Below are 15,769 nucleotides of genomic sequence, written 5' to 3'. Positions count from 1 at the left end.
GGTCCTCGTACGATCCCCGCATGACGATCACGTACGAGTGGCGGGGCGACTTCGACAACGCCGCCCTCAACGCGTTGCACGCCGACGGTTTCGGGGGCCCGGCCGGCCGGACCGACTGGCGGGCGCGGGTCGAGCGGCACAGTCTCGGCTGGGTCTGCGCCCGGGAAGGCGCCGATCTGGTCGGGTTCGTCAACGTGGCCTGGGACGGCGGCACTCACGCGTTCCTGCTGACACCGTCGTCGCCCGCCACCGTCGGTCGTCAGGCGTCGGGACCGCACTCGTCGCCGAGGCCGTCGACGCGGCCCGCGCCGCCGGGTGTGCGTGGCTGCATGTCGACTTCGAGCCGCATCTGCGCGCGTTCTACTTCGACGCCTGCGGCTTCAGGGAGACGGCGGCGGGGCTGATCGCCCTGTGACCCGGTGCTGCCGGGCGGTCAGACGTCGGTCCGCTTCTCCAGGCGGCTGCCCCGGGGCACGGTGACGGACATGATGTCGCTGGGGGCGTCCAGGGCGAGGCGGTGCCAGCGGCCACGGGGGACGATGGCCGCGGTGCCGGCGCGCAGCGCGATTTCCTCGGCCTCCTGACCAGGCTGCTCCGGGCGCAGATGGAGGCGGATGCCGCCGCTGAGGCACGACACGATCTCGTCCGCGTCGGTGTGGACCTCCCAGTGATCGGCGTGGACGTCGGCGTCGGACTCCACATGGAAGGTCATCAGCTGCCAGCCCTCCCGCTCGAATTCGAACACCGGCTGTGCGGCGCGCACTTGGCCGCCCTCGTCGAGGTGGATGAAGGAGGCGAAGAGGTCGATCGGAGTGACAGTCATGCCAGGGCTTCCCTTCTGCGGTGGTGGAAGGCGTCGGCCGGCAACGGAGCGGCCTGTGGGCGGGCGGCCCGAGCGCTTCCGGTCGGCAACGGCCTGTTCATGACGGCCATCCTTCCGACCGCCCGCCCCTACTTCAGCCGACGGACGTCGGGCATCCCGCCCCGACCACGCACCGTTCGGCGCACCCCCATTCCCCACCGTCCCGGTAGCTGAAGCCGATTCCCCGCAGGGAATTGCCGGTCCCCGCCGCGCGCCGCAGGATCGGGTGCCAAGTGACCCGCCCGGCAAGGAGATCCACGTGATCGAGATCGACCCGCAGGACCTGGCCCACCGCTACACCGCCCAGTGGAACACCTCGGACGCCGGCGAACGGCGTGCGGCCATCGAGCGGCTCTGGGCCGAGGACGGCACCCACACCCTGCACCCGCCCGCGGAGATCCGCGAGGTCGCCGAGGGGCTCGGCTTCAGCCACACGACACTGGAGGCGCAGGGGCACGACGCCATCGAACGGCGGGTCGCGCGCAGCTACGAGGAGTTCGTGGCGAAGCAGGGCCTCACCTTCCGGCCGCGTGCCGACGCCGTCCGCCTCCACGGCGTGGTGAAGTTCGGCTGGGAGGCGGTGTCGGCCGAGACCGGCGAAGTGCTCGGCGGAGGCGTGGAGTTCGTCGTCCTCGACGACGACGGCCGGATCAAGTCCGACTACATGTACCCCGGCCCCTGACCGTCCGCCGCAGGAATCGCCCCGGCCGCGGCGGCGGCCGCCGCGAGCGCCTCCGCCGTCGCCGGATCGGCCGGCAGGAACGCCTCCAGCCTGAGCTCGGCCAGCGTCACATCCACCGCCGTGGCGAAGGTCGTCACGGTCGTCATCAGCCGCAGCTCGCCGTACGACGACCGCAGCCGCAGCGGGACGGCGAAGCCGAGCTGTCCGGCCGATGGGTCCAACGCCGGTATGTACGCGGCGAGTTCGTCGCGCAGCTCCGGCAGATGGCCGAGGGCCGCCAGGATGTGGCGCGCCCACTCCGCCAGGTTGAGGATGCGCGGCGCCACGCCCTTCGGATGCAGGGCGAGACGGTAGACATTGGTGCCCGGGCCGACCAGCTCGGGGTCCGCCCCCTCGGTGATGACGTCCATCGCGGAGTTCGCGGCGACCAGATCCCCGCCCCGGTCCACGACCAGCGCCGGATACGGCAGATGCCCGCGGAGGATGCTGTCGATCGCCGTACGCACCGGCGCCAGCTCCGCCGAGTCCAGCGCGCTCTCGGCGTAGGCGGCTGCGTAACCGGCCGACAGCAGCAGCTCGTTGCGCTCCCGCAGCGACAGCTCCAGCGACTCCGCCAGACGTACGACCATGTTCCGGCCCGGCACCGACCGGCCCGACTCGATGAAACTCAGGTGCCGTTGCGTGGTGCCCGCCCGTGAGGCCAGGTCGAGCTGGCTGAGATGACGGCGGGCACGGCATGCGCGGAGCGCTCTCGGGAAGTCCACGAGCCTTGTTGTACCGGCCTCGCGGCATACGGGCCATTCCCCGCAGGGAATTGAGGCGTGCCCGCGGCGGGCACGACGATCACCGGCATGGACATCGGTGTACTGCTTCCGACCGCGACCGCACAGTGGGGCCCGGCAGACGATCCGCGCGAGCTGATCGCCCTCGGCCGCGAGGCCGAACGCGCGGGTTTCTCCTCGCTCTTCGTGGGCGACTCCCTGATCAGCCCCCGCATCGAGGCCCTCACGATGCTGGCGGCGCTGGCCCCGGTCACCGACACGGTGACCCTGGGGACGGCCGCCCTGCTGCCGTTCCTGCGCCGGCCGGTCCAGGCCGCGCAGTCACTGGCATCGGTCGACCTGCTCAGCGGCGGCCGGCTCACCGTGACCGTCGGCGCCGGTTTCCCCGGCCGCTTCGGACGCCCCCTCTACACCCTGTCCGAGCTGCCCTGGGAGAGGCGCTTCGCCCGCCTGGACGAGACGGTCGCGCTGTGGCGGGCCCTGTGGGACGGCGCCGACTCCTTCCACGGCGACCTTCTCCACTTCGACGACCTCCCGCCCACGACCAGGCCCGCCCGGGGCCACCCGCCCATCTGGCTCGGCGGCGCGACGCCGGCGGCACTGGCCCGTACGGGGCGGACGTACGACGGATGGCTGCCCTACCCGCCCGACCCCGCCGACTACGCGTCCGGCCTGCACGCCGTCCGCGGCGCGGCAGCCGACGCGGGCCGCGCCCCCGAGGACGTGACCCCCGCCCTCTTCGTCTCCGTCCGCGTCGACGACGACACCGAGAGCGGCCGCCGCGCCCTGGACGACTACGCCCGGGCTGTCTACGGCATGCCGCTCGATCGACTGGAGGAGATCCAGGCCGTCGTCACCGGCTCCGCCGACCAGGTCCTGCAAGGCCTGCAGCGCTACGCCGATGCCGGCGCGCGGCATGTCGTGATCCGGCTCGCCGCCCTGGATCTCCCCTCGCAGCGGGACCAGTTGGAACGGCTGGCCGCGCTCCTCCCGGCCCTGCGGGCGACTTCGGCTCAGAAGTCGTCGGCGCCGTTGCGCAGTTCGGGCGTCCAGTAGCCGGTGAGCGCCTTCGCCGGGTCGACGGCGACCCCGCCGCTGCCGGGCGCGGTGACGGCGATGACGGTCGAGTCGCCCTCCAGCATGACGGAGAACGCCGACACGGGCTCGTTCTCCTCGTCGGTGCCGCCGTCCGACAGCTTCACCAGGGCGTAGGCCGGGGCACCCGCGGCCAGCACCGTCGGCGTGGCCGGCTTGCTCTCGGCGACCGCCGGGACATCCTGCTTGTGGCTCTCCAGGAACTGGATGTGCGGGAAGCCCGCCAGGCGGCAGGAGTGGCCGGAGGTGTTCTTCGCCGTGAGGACGAGGTGGGTGTAGGGCGGCCCGTCCTGGGTGGCGGCGGTGACGGCGACGTCGCCCGCGGTGCAGGCCGGGGTGTCGGCGGAGGCCTGCTGACCGTCCGCGCCGGAGGAACCCGTGGAGCCACTCGTGCCGGAGCCGGAGCCGGAGCCGGAGCCGGAGCCGGAGTCGGAGCCGGGGTCGGCCGAACCCGTGGAGCCGCTGGTGCCGGAGTCGGAGCCGGCCGACCCGGTCGAACCGGTGGAACCGGACGACCCCGTCGAGGCCGAAGCGGCCCCCGTCGGCGACGACGTCGTGTCCGAGTCGCCCTGGCACGCGGTGAGGGACAGAGCGAGGGCCGCCACGCTCCCGGCGGCGAAGAAGGCGGAACGGTGACGAAGGGTGTTCATGTGTGCTTCCCCGTGATGGTGGTCGATGGTCCGCATGGCGGCGGACGCGCAGGTGAGGGGCTGGTCGTGGTGCCGTCCCCCACCTGGCCTCAGTCGACCATCCCGGGGGTCGGCGTCCCAGGCGGTTCTCCCGGCAGAAGTACCGTCCGCCATACTTCTGCCGGGGGCTCGCAGTCGTACGGGCCGGGCGAACGGGGACGACGACTGTGTGCAGCGGCACGCCCGGCACGGAGGACTTCGGGCAGCAGCTCCGCGCACTGCGGACACGTGCCGGGCTCAGCCAGGAGGCGCTCGCGCATGCCTGCGGGGTGAGCGTGCGGGCGCTGGCGGACATGGAACGCGGACGGACCCGCGGCCCGCAGCGCCGCACCGTGGAGTCCCTCGCCGAGGGGCTGGGACTCGACGAGGAGACCGCCGGGCGGCTGGAGAAGGCCGCCGCGCTGGGCCGGCCCCGCCCCCGGGCCGCCACCGGGCCGGGCGCCCACTCCGCCCTGGCCCTGCCGCGCGACATCCAGGACTTCACCGCCCGCGGCCCGGCCCTGGCCCGGCTGCTGGAGCTGGCCGCGGACGCCGCCCCGGCGCGGCCGGCCGTGAGCGTGGTCTCCGGACAGCCCGGCCTGGGCAAGACCGCGTTCGCCGTGCACGCCGCACACCGCCTCGCCCCGTACTTCCCCGACGGGCAGTTCGCCCTCGACCTGCACGGCATGGACCCCGAACCGACGACCCCGCGCGACGCACTGGCCCGGCTGCTGCGGGCGATGGGCGTCGCCGACACGGCCGTCCCGCCCGGCACCGACGACCGGGCCGGCCTGTGGCGGTCCGTGGTCCGCGACCGGCGGGTGCTCCTGCTGCTGGACAACGCCGCCGACGAGGCGCAGGTACGACCCCTGCTGCCCGGCACCGGCCCGTCCCTGACCCTCGTCACCAGCAGGCACACCCTGGCGGGACTCGAGTCGGTCCACCGCACCGACCTGGCGCTGCTGCGGCGCGAGGAAGCGGTCGAACTCCTCACCCGTATCGTCGGCCCGGAGCGGGTCGCCGCCGAGGCGCAGGCCGCCCGGGACCTCGCCGACCTGTGCGGACATCTGCCGCTGGCCGTGCGGATCGCGGGCCAGCGGCTGCACGGCAGGCCCCATGAACGCCTCGGCAAGCTCGTCGCCCGGCTCACCGCCGAGGGCCGGCGCCTGGACGGACTTCAGGCCGGCAGCCTGGGCGTGCGCGCCGCGTTCGCGCTGTCGTACCGCCAACTTCCCCCGGACACCCGCACCTTCCTGCGGCGGGCCGCCCTGGCCGCGGGACCGGACTTCAGCCCCGAGACCGTCGCGCTGCTCGCCGACCTCCCCTACGACGAAGCGGCGGCCTGCGCGGAGGAGCTGACGGACGCCGGGCTGCTGCAGAGCGACCCCGCCGCCGACCGCTACCGCTTCCACGACCTGCTCAAGCTCTACGCCGCCGAGCAGTCGGCGGCCGAGGACGGCCCCGAGGTGCGGGAAGCCGCGCTGGACCGGGCCGCCGAGTGGATGCTGCGCCGGGCCACCGCCGCCGGGCTCCGCTTCGACGTCGAGCACCACCGGAGCGCACCGCACGGCGACCCCGATCCCGCGAGCGCGCCCGCCGGCCGTGAGGAGGCGCGGGTCTGGCTGGAGGCGGAACGCGCCCAGTGGCTGGCCGCGCTGCGCCGCGCCCACGACACCGGACGGCACCGGCAGGTCCTGGACATGGCGGAGGCCATGCACTGGTTCTCCGACCTCAACCAGCACTGGGAGCTGTGGGTGGAGGTGTTCCGGCGCTCCGCCGACGCGGCCCGCGCCCTCGGCAGCAGGCAGGAGGAGGCCGTCCACCTCAACTACCTCGCCTGGGCCTACAACCTCTGTGTCCACGACCCCCGGGCCGCCCTGTCGACCGCCGACACCGCGTTGGTCGCGGCCCGCGAGAGCGACGACCAGCTCCAGGTGGGCTGGGCGCTGGGCTACGGCGCGGCGGCACTGCACCGGCTGGGCCGGGCGGAGGAGGCCCACGACCGGCTCCACCGGGCGGCCCGCCTCCTCGCCGCCCAGGACGCCCCGCAGGCCCGGCTGCCTGAGCTGACCATGCTCAACTCCCTCGGCACCTACCTGCGCCAGGCCGACCGGCCGGAGGAGGCCCTGGCCATCCACCGCCGCAGCGCCGAGATCTGCGGCGCCGGCATCCCGGGGCAGCCCGAGGAACTGATCGCGATGTACCACGCGGTCGCCCAGCAGCAGATCGGCAACGACCTGGCCGCACTGGGCCGCTGGGCCGATGCCGAGGCACCCCTGCGCCACGCCCTGGCCCACTTCGAGGACGCACAGATGCCCGCCTGGAGCGAACCGGCCCGGCTCGACCTGGGCCAGGTCCTGCGCGCCCTGGGCCACCCCGAGGCCCGGGACACCCTCCTCGCCGCCCGCGACGCCCTCACCGAGCTGAAGAGCCCCCGCCGGAGCGAGGCCAGCGCCGCACTCGACGAGCTGCCGAGGTGAGCGCCACGGCCCTGGTGCGACGGTCCGTCACGCGCCTCGACCAGCCGTGGTGGTCGCGTCGTCCGACGCCGTGTCGATGACCTCGTCGAGGACGTCGCGGGAGCGGATCAGGTCCGTGATCAGGCTGTCGATGCGGTCGCGTTCCGCGGCGAGCTTGTGCACCAGCTCGGGCGTGGCGATCTCGTTCGGGCGGCCGTCCGTGTCCCGCATGCACGGCAGGAGCTGGGCGATCGTCCTGCTGTGCAGGCCCGCGGCGTAGAGGGTCTGGATGCGTACGACCCGGTCGACCGCCCAGTCGCCGTACTCCCGGTGCCCGCCGGGCGTGCGTTCCGACCGCAGCAGCCCCTGAGCCTCGTAATAGCGCAGGGAACGCTCACTCACCCCGCTGCGCCGGGCCAGTTCACCGATCCGCATGCCTCTGCCTCACCTCGTACGACGCCTTGAACCTGACACCGATGGCAAGTTCTACCCTGCCCGCGCGAGGAGCACACGTCCACCGAGGACCTGGCGGCAGGGTGGGCCCGACCATGCGCCGGGCCTACAATCCCGCCTCGGGCAAGAAGCCGAAGAACAAGGGGGAGTGTCATGAAGCGTCTCATCCGGCTGTGTGTGACCACGGCCGTGGCTGCCCTGGCCGTCGCGCTGCCGCTCGGAGCCTCGGCCGCCGCGACGGCGGCCCCGCTGTGCTCCGGCAACGGCTGCGTCCAGGTCGCCCCGGCCGACACGCCGTAGGGAACCGGGGGAGTCCGCTCGGGAGGCGGCCTACGCGGTCTTCTCCCGGGTGATCTCCTCGATCAGCCCCTCGACCAGCGTCCTGATCTCGTCGCGGATCGGGCGGACGGCGTCGACGCCCTGGCCGGCCGGGTCGTCCAGGGTCCAGTCCAGGTAGTGCTTGCCGGGGAAGACCGGGCAGGTGTCGCCGCAGCCCATGGTGATGACGTAGTCGGAGGCCTGGACGGCCTCGGTCGTGAGGACCTTCGGCTTCTGGTCGGAGATGTCGATGCCCAGCTCGGCCATGGCGGCGACGGCGGCGGGATTGACCCGGTCGCCCGGGAGCGAACCCGCGGAACGCACCTCGATACGGTCGCCGGCCAGATGACGGAGGAAGCCGGCGGCCATCTGGGAGCGTCCGGCGTTGTGGACGCAGACGAACAGCACGGAGGCGAGCGGGGTCTCGGTCATCGGTTCTTTCCTTCGCGGCAGGCAGGGCGCGCAGCCTGGCTGGTATCAGCCCTCACTGATGTGACAGTATCAGTCCATGCTGACGTCAGTCGACACTGAGCTGTTGAGGGTCCTCGCCGACCCGCTGCGGCTCCGGATCGTGACCCTGCTCGCCCGCGAGACCCTGTGCACCACCCACCTCGTCGAGGAGACCGGAGCGAGGCAGACCAACCTCTCCAACCACCTCAAGGTGCTGCGCGAGGCCGGGGTCGTCGAGACGGAGCCGTGCGGCCGGTTCACGTACTACCGGCTGAAGCCCGAGGTCATCGAGTCGCTGGCCGGCCAGTTCGCCGACCTCGCCCAGCTCGCGCGTCTGACCGCCGCGGCGAACGTCAAACGCTCCTGCCCCTGACCCCCTGAGGAACCCAGTGACCACGCTCCCGGAGACGCCCGCGGTCCCCGCCGTCACCATCTCCCTCGCCGTCCCGGCCCGCCCGCCCCTCGCCCGCCGGGTCGCGGCCGAGCTCGTCGGCACCGCGGCCCTGGTCGCGGTCGTCGTCGGCTCCGGCATCCAGGCCACCCGGCTCACCCAGGACGTGGGCCTGCAGCTGCTGGCCAACTCGATCGCCACCGTCTTCGGCCTCGGCGTGCTGATCCTGCTGCTCGGCCCGGTCTCCGGCGCGCACTTCAACCCCGCCGTCACCCTCGCCGAGTGGTGGACCGGCTCGGGTGTCACCCGGCGCGAGGCGGCCGCGTACATCCCGGCGCAGATCGTGGGCGCCGTCGGGGGCGCGGTGATGGCCGACGCCATGTTCGGCGAACCGCTGGTGAAGTGGTCCACCCACGACCGCTCGGCCGGACACCTGCTCCTCGGCGAGGTCGTCGCCACCGCCGGCCTGATCCTGCTGATCTTCGGCTTGGCCCGCACCGACCGGCTGCGCTTCGCTCCTGTCGCCGTCGCCTCCTACATCGGCGCCGCGTACTGGTTCACCTCCTCCACCTCCTTCGCCAACCCCGCCGTGACGATCGGCCGCGCCTTCACCGACACCTTCGCGGGCATCGCGCCCGGCTCCCTCGCCGCGTTCATCGGCATGCAACTCCTCGGCGCCGCGGTGGGTCTGGCGCTGGTGGCGCTGATCTTCGCGCCCGGCCGGGACACCGCCGAGTGAGCCGGGGCCGCCCGACCTCCGAATGAACACCGGGCGACGCACCGCCGCGCCCCGTGCTGTCGGTAGCTTGGTGTCGTTGACAGGGCGGCAGGGTGGCAGGCCCTGCCTGTCACCGCGAGGGAAAGGTAGTGCTCATGCCCCAGTTACGCCTGGGTGTCTCTCTCCAGCCGCGCTGGCCGCTGGACGACGGAAGCGCCGTACTGCGTGCCGCCGTCCATGCCGAGGAGCTGGGCCTGGACCATGTGGCGGTCGGCAACCGCCTCCTCGACAGCGGGTTCGGCCTGGACACCGACCCCTTCGTGCTCCTGTCGGCCGTGGCCGGCGCGACGACGCGCCTGCGCCTGCTGACGTCCGTGCTCGTCGCGCCGTACTATCCGGCGGTGCTGCTCGCCAATCAGGCCGCCACCCTGGACGTGGTGTCCGGCGGCCGGCTGCTGCTGGGCGTCGGCACCGGCTGGAACCCGGGCGAGTTCGCCGCCGCCGGTGTGCCGGTCCGTGAGCGCGGCGCCCGCACCGACGACCACCTCGCCGCCGCGAAGGCCCTGTGGACGGGGCGTCCCGCCGACTTCGAGGGCCGGTTCACCACGCTGCAGGGCGCCAGCCTGGGCGTCACGCCCGTGACGCCCGGTGGCCCGCCGGTGTGGGTCGGCGGCCACAGCGATGTCGCCCTGCGCCGCGCGCTGCGGTTCGGCGACGGCTGGTACGGCTCCGGCGCGGACGCCGCGACCGTCACCGACGTACGCCGGCGGCTGCGCGACCTGGCCGACGCCTCGCAGGACGCCGACCGGCTGACGCTCAACTCGATGGAGTTCTTCACCCCGCCCGGCATCCCCGCCCTGATCCAGCCCCCGGGCCGACCGGTCGGTGGCGCCTCGCCGACCGCGGCGAGCGTCGTCGACGACCTCGGCCGGCTCGCCGAGGCGGGCCTGTCCGCGTGCACCCTGTGGCTGCCCGTGGCCGCCGAGCATGTGGAGAAGGCGACCGAGTGGATCGCCGCCGAGGTGCTGCCGCAGCTCGCCTGACACGACCGCACCGCCGCAGTACGCCGATCCAGTCGGCCCCGGCGCCCGCGGCGAGGACGGCGGCCGAACGAGCCGCCCCTCGCCGCGGTATGGCGCGCCGCCCCAGCGCGCGGCATCCTGCACTTCGGGGGGATGCGCATGCGTGTTCGGGCCAAGTACGAGTACGTGGACGCCATTCACTGGCACGGGGACTCCGCCTTCCAGGACGTCTGCGACTTCATCGGCGTCTCGCCGCACCAGGAGGGCGTCGGCCGACGCCGTATCTACCTCCCCGGCCGGTACGAATGGGTCGCCACACCCGGTGACTGGATCCTGCGGCACGACATGGTCGGCGACTGTTTCCGGGCGTCACGCGAGCACTTCACCCGGGAGTACGACCAGCAGGGCGTGCCCGAGGCCGCCCGCAGGGACTTTCCCTTCCACCGCCCCGGCGTGTCCCGCTACCGCAGCAGGCCCCGGCCCGTCGACGCCTTCCACTGGCGCTCCATGGCCCAACTCGACGAACTTCAGGCCTTCATCGGCACCCCGATGGACCAACTCGCCCCCGGCCGCACCAAGTTACCGCTGCCGATGCCGAGCTACTCGCACGAGCGGCGCACGGCCGCCCTGGGGCAGTGGATCCTGCGCTGGTCCCCCGACCTGTTCCTCGCGGTGGACTCCCTCTTCCTCATCGAGCGGTACGACCCCGTCGACCCGACGGACACCCTCCTCGACGGCGTGGCCCACTACCACGAGAAGGACGACATCACCTTCGCGGACGCCCTGTACTGGAACGGCGAGGGCAACTACGACGAGGTGCGCGCGTTCGTCGGCGCGGCGGAACAGGACGCCCCGGCCGACCGCGGCGAGCTGCGCGTCTCGGAGTACAGGACCTGCTTCCCCGGCACCTGGATCGTCCGCGACCACCGCGACCGGCGCCCGGAGGCCTACGAGTTCAGCGGCCACATGGAACGCTGGTACGACCTCGTGCTCCCGCCCGGCAGCGGCCCCCTCGGCCACCCCGCCCGCTGGACCCGGCCCCAGCGCTTCCGCCGTCGCCCCTGGCCCGTTCTGGCCCTCCAGTGGCAGGGCCAGGCCAACCTCGTCGAGGTCTGCGCCTTCCTCGGCAGGCGCCTGCCGCCGAAGGACCCCGACGTGCTCCACCTCCCGGGAAACAAGGGGCAGGACTTCCGGCCCGGCACGTGGATCACGTACAGCCTGGGCGGCTACCGAGGCGTGCCGCCCGGGCAGTTCGAGAAGACGTACGTCCCCTACGATCCTCCGTCGGACCCCCGCGTGGTGCTGACCTCGGAGCCGGCGGACAGCTGAAGTCACCTGCTCTGAGCCCCCGTGGGAGCGAAGGCGGCGCGGTAGGCCGACGGCGAGGTGCCCAGGGCCCGCCGGAAGTGGAGCCGCAGATTGGACGGGCTGCCCAGCCCGCACCGCTCGGCCACCTGCTCGACCGCGAGGTCCGTGCTCTCCAGCAGCTCCCGGGCCCGGTCGAGACGGGCGGCCAGCAGCCACTGCAACGGCGTGGTGCCGGTCTCCGCGACGAAGCGGCGGGCGAGGGTGCGCGGCGCCAGATGCGCGTGAGCGGGGAGCCGCTGGACGGTCAGCGGCTCGTGCAGCCTGGCCAGGGCCCAGGTCCTGGTGGCGGCCAGCGTGGTGCCGTCGGCGGCCGCCGCCAGCGGGCGCCTGATGTACTGCGCCTGCCCGCCGTCGCGGTGCGGGGCCGCGACGAGGGTGCGCGCCACCTCGTTCGCCGTCCCCGCTCCCAGATCGCGGCGCACCAGATGCAGACACAGATCGATCCCGGCCGCGACACCCGCCGGGTGAGCACGCTGCCCTCGTCCACGTACAGCACCTGTGGGTCCACGGTGATCCGCGGGTGACGGGCCGCCAGTTCACCGGCGTACCGCCAGTGGGTGGTGGCGGTACGTCCGTCCAACACTCCGGCGGCCGCCAGCGCGAACGCGCCCGTGCAGATGGACACCAGCCGCTGCCCCCGCACATGACACTCCGCCAGGGCGTCGAGCACCGCCGCGTCCAGCTCGGCGAGATGGTCCGCGTAGCCCGGGACCACCACGGTGTCGGCGCCGCCCAGCGCCTCGAGACCCGCGGTCACGGTCAGCTCGAACCCCGCGGCCGTGGTCACCGATCCCGCCGTACGCCCGCACAACGTCATCGCGTACGGCGCACCCGGCACGGACGTGAACACCTGGGCGGGGATGCCCAGATCGAGGGGCAGCACACCGTCGAGGGCGAGGACGGCCACCCGGTGCGCCGCACGGGCGTCGGTCGAAGGGCTGGCAGTTTCCTCTCGCATGTCGGCAATCTTGCCACTGTCGGGCGAGGTGCGAGGTCCCGACCATGGACACATGACCGAAACGGTGATCGACCTCATGACTCTGCCGGACACCCCCGTCGCCCGGCGGGCGCTGGCCCTGGTGAAGGACACCGAATCCCCCGCGACCGCCCATCACAGCATCCGCAGCGCCCTGTTCGCCCGCCTCTGCGCGGATCACCGAGGCGCGCGGCCCGGCCATGACTACGACCCGGACCTGCTGTTCCTCGCCTGCGTGCTGCACGACATCGGCCTGACGGAGGCCGGCGACCGCGACCAGCGGTTCGAGGTCGACGGCGCCGACCTCGCCGCGGAGTTCCTCACCGCCCAGGGCCTGTCGGCGGATGCCGTAGACGCCGTCTGGGAGGCCATCGCCCTGCACACCTCACCCGGCATCGCCGAACGCCGCAGCACCCTGTCCGCCCTCGTCCGCACCGGGATCGGTATGGACTTCGGCATCGCCACCCACTTCGTCGACGACACCACAGGCGCCGCCATCCACGCCGCCTACCCCCGCCTGAACATGGCCACCACCCTCATCGACGAGATCACCGCCCAGGCCCTCCACCGCCCCGAGAAGGCTCCGCTCCACTCCCTCACCGCCGACTTCCTCCGCGAACGCGCCACCCCGCCCCACACGACCTCCCTGGAGACGGCCACCAGCAACGGCCGCTGGGGCAACTGACCTTCCTCAAGTCGCCCGGTGCCGCGGGATGTTCAGGCGGAGAGCACCACGGCGAACAGTCCCCTGGCACGGCTGTCGTCCGGGAGCTGCCAGGAGCCCGTCACCTGGCCGATTGCTTCCTCGGGGGCGGCGGCGGAGGGCTCAAGTGCCCGTTGCAGGCGGACCGTTGTGCCGTTCGGCGTGGCGAGCGCGGTGCCCGACGTGTCGTCGGTCGTGGTGATGTCCGTGGCAGTGAGCGGTGCTTCACCGGTGTACGCCGCCACGACCTCCCGGTCCGGGGCCTCGCTGGCGTTCTGGTCCTGGGCCTGCGCGCGGCCCTCGATCAGGGACAGCAGCTGGGCGATCGCGACCGGGTCGTGGCAGGCGTCGTAGACCCAGCGCTTTCCGAGGACCCCGTGCTCCATCGTGCCGACGAGGGCGTGCTCCGCCCCGTCGAGGGGGGCGCCGCGATAGGTGAGCGGCACGAGGTAGTGCGCCGACGCGTCGGTGACCACCATGAACTCGATGCCGACCTCGCCCTGCGGGTCGTCCAGGCGGAAGCCGCCGGCCTTGCTGAGCTGCGGTGCCGCCGGGCCGCCGCGGTACCAGGGGCGGGACGGCAGCCAGTCGGTGAGCAGCTCCAGCTTGGTCGGCTTGAGGGTGGTGTGGTGGATCACGGCCATGCCGAAGGCTCCCGTTCTGTCGGCGATCAGGACGATCAAGATCGAAGAGACACGCTACAAGGGACTTTCACGCGTCCCACCACGGTTTCTGGCCTTCCACCGCCACGAAGTCGTCGAAGTCCATGTTGGCGATCTCCAGGTTGCACGCCATCGAGCCGACCTGGCGGCACGGCAGAACGGCGCAGTGCCCCGGGACGTCGTACAGGTCGACGACGGTCAGCGGCCGGCCGGGCTCGGCGAACGTCCGGGCGTCGGCGAGCGCGACGAGTGTGGTGTGCTCGTCGGACGGGACCAGCGCGGGGACCTGGCCGGGCAGGAGGCCCTCGAAGGCGCGGTCGTCGACGACCAGTGCCTGCAACGGGTAGTGGTCCGGGTCGATGTCGTCCAGGTCGGGGTCCGCGTCCACCCAGCCGTCCTCGTCGATCCCGCCCAGCTCGCCGAGCAGGGCGCGCCAGCCCGGCTCGTCGTCGAACGACGTGCGGACCAGCAGGGCCCCCTCCGTGGCAGGCAGCGTCGGGAAGGCGCGGCGCGGCAGTGCCGTCGAGGCCGGGTGGGCGGGCCGGCCGCCCTCGCCCTGGTACATGCCGTACCTGTCCATGGCGCCGACCAGGTCGTCGAACGCCAGCCGCCCGCCGAGCACCTCGGCCAGGATCTCGCCGAGCCGGGCCGCCGGGACCCGCACCCCCCGCCCGGGCGTCGCCGCCAGATCCACCAGCAGCGGCCCGTCTCCGCCGTACACCACGGAGATGTCCGCCAGGACGGCCACCGGCGGCAGCACGCCGTCGGCGGGGACCAGCGCCGGTATGGTGCCGCCGTGCAGGTGGTGCCAGGCGCTGTCGGTGACCGTGCGGAGCCGCACCCCGCCGTCGAGGACGCGCACGTCACCCTCCGCGTGCCCGCCGATCTCGCCGAGCAGCCCGCCCCACAGGACCTTCCCGTCCTCGTAGCAGGTGCCGATCAGCAGCACTTCTCCGGGCGCGGACCGAGGCAGCGCGGGAAACGACATGACCCTCCTTCGCGGGGCCCGCGCTGCCCGCTGTCGGGCAGCCGCGGGGACGTCCTGCCCGCGAACCTACCGGGCCGGCCGCCGCCGCACGCCGCCGGTCCCGCCCCGACAGGCGCCATTGCACGAACCCGTCACGTCCGCGACGATGCAGCGCGCGTAGCAGCTCCCGCTCGGGGAACCAGCAGCGGAAAGGAACGAGGGACACAAGGCGACCGCAGTGTGCGGTGCAACGCCGGGAAGGTGTGATGTCGACCGAACCGCGTGGGGACGGAACACCGTCCTCCGAGGGTGTGCAGGCGTGCGAGGCCACGTTCGACGGACGGCTGGAGGACGTGACAGACGCCCGGCTGACTGCGGAGACCTTCCTCGCCCGGCTGGCCCGAACCGCGCCCCCTGCCTCCGCCGAGCACTGGGACGACATCCTGCTCGTGGTCGCGGAGCTCGCCGCGAACGCGGTGCAGTACGCCCCGGGCCCCTTCCGGCTGATCCTGCGCAGAACCTACGACGGCGTGCACGTGGTCCTGGGGGACACCAGCCGCACCAAGCCCGCCCCGCGCTCCTTCCGGCCGGGCACGGGCGGCGGAATAGGCTGGTATCTGATCCAGACGCTTGCGGAGCAGGTCAGCGTGGTGGCGCGGGAGGACGGCAAGGACGTGCACGTGTTCCTGCCCTGGTGACACCGGGGCGCCCGGCTCAGCTCAGCGGCACCAGGACGCCGATCGCCTTGCCGCCCTCCCGGCGCCGCTCCACCCTGATCTCCCGGGCCAGCCGGACGATCAGCGGCCAGCCGTAGCCGCCGCCCCCGCCAGGGCTGGGCGGCGTGCCGCGCCCGTACGCGGCCGGCGGCACGACCTCGCTGTGGTCGTGCACGCCCAGCCGTACGCCCTCGGGCACGAGGGTCGCCTCGAAGCGGGCCAGGCCGCCGCCGTGCCGGATGGCGTTGGTGACCAGCTCGGACACGACGAGCAGCAGATCGACGACGGCCTCCTCGCGCGGTCGCCCGGACGGCCCGCGCCAGTGCTCCCGCACCAGCGAGCGCACATACGCCCGCGCGGCCGAGGGACTGGCGACGGCCGGCGGCCTGTCCGGTGCCCGCCCGGGGTGTCCGGCGCGGCTCATCGCTGCGTGCCGCCGGTACGTGCGCCTGGCTCAGGGGCAGCCGGCTGAGACGC

At 73.3% G+C, this 15,769-nt stretch carries 18 protein-coding genes and 2 pseudogenes; 11 read left to right on the top strand and 9 right to left on the bottom strand.

From position 1 onward, the window contains the following. Window positions 1-20: 20 nt before the first annotated feature. Window positions 21-415: pseudogene (locus ACIQ6Y_RS21860) on the top strand (GNAT family N-acetyltransferase). A gap of 18 nt (window positions 416-433) precedes the next feature. Here ACIQ6Y_RS21860 and ACIQ6Y_RS21855 read toward each other — a convergent pair. After that, window positions 434-823: a cupin gene (locus ACIQ6Y_RS21855; protein WP_404041426.1), complete on the bottom strand. Its 390-nt coding sequence runs from the start codon at window positions 821-823 to the stop codon at window positions 434-436. Between the two features lie 298 nt (window positions 824-1,121). Between ACIQ6Y_RS21855 and ACIQ6Y_RS21850 the strand changes: the two genes are divergently transcribed. Then, the gene (locus ACIQ6Y_RS21850) at window positions 1,122-1,544 is read left to right on the top strand and encodes a hypothetical protein (protein WP_404041424.1); all 423 of its coding nucleotides are present in this window, start codon (window positions 1,122-1,124) and stop codon (window positions 1,542-1,544) included. Here the strand turns inward: ACIQ6Y_RS21850 and ACIQ6Y_RS21845 are convergent. Next, window positions 1,523-2,308: a helix-turn-helix domain-containing protein gene (locus tag ACIQ6Y_RS21845; RefSeq protein ID WP_404041422.1), complete on the bottom strand. Its 786-nt coding sequence runs from the start codon at window positions 2,306-2,308 to the stop codon at window positions 1,523-1,525. The two genes, ACIQ6Y_RS21850 and ACIQ6Y_RS21845, sit on opposite strands and share 22 nt — an antisense overlap. Before the next feature lie 87 nt (window positions 2,309-2,395). Between ACIQ6Y_RS21845 and ACIQ6Y_RS21840 the strand changes: the two genes are divergently transcribed. Next, window positions 2,396-3,382 carry an LLM class flavin-dependent oxidoreductase gene (locus ACIQ6Y_RS21840; RefSeq protein WP_404041552.1) on the top strand — a complete coding sequence of 329 codons (987 nt, stop codon included), beginning with the start codon at window positions 2,396-2,398 and terminating at the stop codon, window positions 3,380-3,382. On the opposite strand, the gene ACIQ6Y_RS21835 is transcribed toward ACIQ6Y_RS21840, so the two are convergent. Beyond that, window positions 3,340-4,071, bottom strand: coding sequence for a DUF4232 domain-containing protein (locus ACIQ6Y_RS21835; RefSeq protein ID WP_404041420.1), 732 nt, complete (start codon window positions 4,069-4,071; stop codon window positions 3,340-3,342). The two genes, ACIQ6Y_RS21840 and ACIQ6Y_RS21835, sit on opposite strands and share 43 nt — an antisense overlap. Window positions 4,072-4,277: 206 nt before the next feature. Between ACIQ6Y_RS21835 and ACIQ6Y_RS21830 the strand changes: the two genes are divergently transcribed. Beyond that, the gene (locus ACIQ6Y_RS21830) at window positions 4,278-6,569 is read left to right on the top strand and encodes an ATP-binding protein (protein WP_404041419.1); all 2,292 of its coding nucleotides are present in this window, start codon (window positions 4,278-4,280) and stop codon (window positions 6,567-6,569) included. Between the two features lie 27 nt (window positions 6,570-6,596). On the opposite strand, the gene ACIQ6Y_RS21825 is transcribed toward ACIQ6Y_RS21830, so the two are convergent. Then, window positions 6,597-6,983: a MerR family transcriptional regulator gene (locus ACIQ6Y_RS21825; RefSeq protein WP_404041417.1), complete on the bottom strand. Its 387-nt coding sequence runs from the start codon at window positions 6,981-6,983 to the stop codon at window positions 6,597-6,599. A 171-nt stretch (window positions 6,984-7,154) separates the two neighbouring features. Between ACIQ6Y_RS21825 and ACIQ6Y_RS21820 the strand changes: the two genes are divergently transcribed. Beyond that, window positions 7,155-7,301 carry a hypothetical protein gene (locus tag ACIQ6Y_RS21820; RefSeq protein WP_404041415.1) on the top strand — a complete coding sequence of 49 codons (147 nt, stop codon included), beginning with the start codon at window positions 7,155-7,157 and terminating at the stop codon, window positions 7,299-7,301. A 30-nt stretch (window positions 7,302-7,331) separates the two neighbouring features. On the opposite strand, the gene ACIQ6Y_RS21815 is transcribed toward ACIQ6Y_RS21820, so the two are convergent. Then, entirely contained in the window at window positions 7,332-7,751 is a 420-nt protein-coding gene (locus ACIQ6Y_RS21815; protein WP_404041414.1) for an arsenate reductase ArsC, read from the bottom strand. Window positions 7,752-7,827: 76 nt separating this feature from the next. On the opposite strand from ACIQ6Y_RS21815, the gene ACIQ6Y_RS21810 reads away from it, so the two are divergent. The 4 genes from ACIQ6Y_RS21810 (at window position 7,828) to ACIQ6Y_RS21795 (ending at window position 11,229) form a co-directional block, all read left to right on the top strand. Continuing rightward, window positions 7,828-8,142, top strand: coding sequence for an ArsR/SmtB family transcription factor (locus ACIQ6Y_RS21810; protein WP_404041412.1), 315 nt, complete (start codon window positions 7,828-7,830; stop codon window positions 8,140-8,142). A gap of 16 nt (window positions 8,143-8,158) precedes the next feature. Beyond that, window positions 8,159-8,899: an aquaporin gene (locus ACIQ6Y_RS21805; RefSeq protein ID WP_404041410.1), complete on the top strand. Its 741-nt coding sequence runs from the start codon at window positions 8,159-8,161 to the stop codon at window positions 8,897-8,899. Between the two features lie 134 nt (window positions 8,900-9,033). Next, window positions 9,034-9,921, top strand: coding sequence for a TIGR03619 family F420-dependent LLM class oxidoreductase (locus tag ACIQ6Y_RS21800; protein ID WP_404041409.1), 888 nt, complete (start codon window positions 9,034-9,036; stop codon window positions 9,919-9,921). A 132-nt stretch (window positions 9,922-10,053) separates the two neighbouring features. After that, window positions 10,054-11,229 carry a hypothetical protein gene (locus tag ACIQ6Y_RS21795; protein WP_404041408.1) on the top strand — a complete coding sequence of 392 codons (1,176 nt, stop codon included), beginning with the start codon at window positions 10,054-10,056 and terminating at the stop codon, window positions 11,227-11,229. Window positions 11,230-11,231: 2 nt separating this feature from the next. Here ACIQ6Y_RS21795 and ACIQ6Y_RS21790 read toward each other — a convergent pair. Continuing rightward, window positions 11,232-12,226, bottom strand: a pseudogene (locus ACIQ6Y_RS21790) (GlxA family transcriptional regulator). A gap of 52 nt (window positions 12,227-12,278) precedes the next feature. Here ACIQ6Y_RS21790 and ACIQ6Y_RS21785 point away from each other — a divergent pair. After that, window positions 12,279-12,929, top strand: a complete 651-nt coding sequence (locus ACIQ6Y_RS21785; RefSeq protein ID WP_404041406.1) for an HD domain-containing protein — start codon at window positions 12,279-12,281, stop codon at window positions 12,927-12,929. A gap of 32 nt (window positions 12,930-12,961) precedes the next feature. Here ACIQ6Y_RS21785 and ACIQ6Y_RS21780 read toward each other — a convergent pair whose 3' ends face one another. Together ACIQ6Y_RS21780 and ACIQ6Y_RS21775 are read right to left on the bottom strand one after the other, a co-directional pair. After that, window positions 12,962-13,591: a 1,4-alpha-glucan branching protein gene (locus tag ACIQ6Y_RS21780; RefSeq protein WP_404041404.1), complete on the bottom strand. Its 630-nt coding sequence runs from the start codon at window positions 13,589-13,591 to the stop codon at window positions 12,962-12,964. A gap of 67 nt (window positions 13,592-13,658) precedes the next feature. After that, window positions 13,659-14,597, bottom strand: coding sequence for a DUF6924 domain-containing protein (locus ACIQ6Y_RS21775; RefSeq protein ID WP_404041402.1), 939 nt, complete (start codon window positions 14,595-14,597; stop codon window positions 13,659-13,661). Between the two features lie 245 nt (window positions 14,598-14,842). On the opposite strand from ACIQ6Y_RS21775, the gene ACIQ6Y_RS21770 reads away from it, so the two are divergent. Beyond that, window positions 14,843-15,274, top strand: coding sequence for an ATP-binding protein (locus tag ACIQ6Y_RS21770; protein ID WP_404041400.1), 432 nt, complete (start codon window positions 14,843-14,845; stop codon window positions 15,272-15,274). Window positions 15,275-15,290: 16 nt separating this feature from the next. On the opposite strand, the gene ACIQ6Y_RS21765 is transcribed toward ACIQ6Y_RS21770, so the two are convergent. Next, window positions 15,291-15,716 (bottom strand): ATP-binding protein, encoded by a 426-nt coding sequence (locus ACIQ6Y_RS21765; RefSeq protein ID WP_404041397.1) that lies wholly within the window; start codon window positions 15,714-15,716, stop codon window positions 15,291-15,293. Window positions 15,717-15,769 lie beyond the last annotated feature (53 nt).

The organism is Streptomyces sp. NPDC096205, assembly GCF_044763135.1.
Lineage (GTDB): Bacteria > Actinomycetota > Actinomycetes > Streptomycetales > Streptomycetaceae > Streptomyces.
This window is presented reverse-complemented; position numbering and strand designations above follow the sequence as displayed.